The sequence below is a fragment of the Enterovibrio qingdaonensis genome, from assembly GCF_028683135.1.
GTDB lineage: Bacteria > Pseudomonadota > Gammaproteobacteria > Enterobacterales > Vibrionaceae > Enterovibrio > Enterovibrio qingdaonensis.
The window spans coordinates 1-1,268 of sequence record NZ_JAJUBB010000058.1 but is presented as its reverse complement, the minus strand read 5'-3'; the positions used below and the strand labels follow the sequence as shown (position 1 = coordinate 1,268).

Sequence of the window (1,268 nt, the reverse complement as noted above, 5' to 3'; positions counted from 1 at the left end):
GTAATGTTGCCCTGAGTTTTGCCTTCAATGGCGATATAGCATGGAGTTGGCATTGCGATTTCCTTGTTTAAGTAGGGATAGATTAATGTCCCGCTTTCTATCGCAAGGGTCGTGCCAGAGGTATTAACTAATAAAAATAGAGAGATATATTGATAAGGTGCGGAGTATCGCAAGGGTTTGCTTGGTGGTTGAGTAAGAAATTGCTGATGAGCAATTTTTGGTCTTTTTCTAATGGTGACTTTTCTCGAGGGGTAAGACACCAAAAAGTTGATGGTAGAAAAATATTGAGGCATCAATTGGCACAATCTTCGTCTGAGATGTACAAAGTATCTGGCGAATTTTGAACGAAGGGAGTGGAAAAAGAGCCAGGCGATTGAGTTCGTCTCCAATGCGTAATGCTTCTTCACCGGACTTGTTGATACTTGAGATGTCTATGTGAGCTTGTCGAGCTGACTTTTCAATAAATGCCCATGGTTTGGAAGGTGCAACGATACAATGTGCGGTATCTAGTGTTGCGGGCTCCCAAAGCAGAAACGTTGCGAAATGCCTTTTTTCGTTATCTCTCATTTTCGTGGCGAGATAAGTCTCTCCACGATGATTTATCATGATGCCGCTATCGTTTTGTTCAACAGTGATCGATTGCGTTATGCCAGCATTTGGGGGGCTCTGGTAGGTGCCGAGGATCGAGGCAATGCATACCGACGGAGCCAATACGAGTGACAATACAAAAAACACGTTAGTTTTCAACGAATGCATGTTGTGTTCTCAACGATGACGATGAGACAAGCTTACCTTTAAAGAGCAATTCGTGGTGATCTTTTCTTTATTAAATAAGGATAGAAAGCCTTACTTATGTTTTCGGTAGCTTGGGAGTTTTCCCATTGAAACCGCTCCCATTTCCCGCACTACCTCCAGAGTTAAGGTTGACGACGGATCCAGAAATATGAACGCCAGCAGGATCAAGTTTTACAAATCCTGCGGCGGTTTTTACGGTGAGTTCGGTTCCGGCTTCGATGATGACCTTATTACCTGATTTATGGTGTATCTCGTTGCCCGTTTCTAACAGATGTTTTTGGTTCTGTTTTATGTGTAGTGACTGGTCCACCGTCAGGCTAATGTCGCCATAGACCTGCGTATTGCTCTTTCCATCGACCGTCAAATGATCGTCCACTCGAATGCGCTGAAAGCGTTCATTTTCGACATCCAAATGCAGGTCATGTTTGATGTGGTCTTTGCAGTCGTTTTGTACCAGCAAGTTCATGTCCTTC

1 protein-coding gene and 1 pseudogene are annotated in these 1,268 nt (G+C 43.7%); both read right to left on the bottom strand.

Going from position 1 to position 1,268, the window contains the following annotated elements:
* Nucleotides 1-293: pseudogene (locus LRP49_RS25100) on the bottom strand (hypothetical protein); the annotation flags it as partial.
* A gap of 557 nt (nt 294-850) precedes the next feature.
* Nucleotides 851-1,268, bottom strand: a 418-nt coding sequence (locus tag LRP49_RS25095; protein ID WP_420791672.1) for a bacteriophage T4 gp5 trimerisation domain-containing protein, incomplete at its 5' end; no start/stop codon positions are given.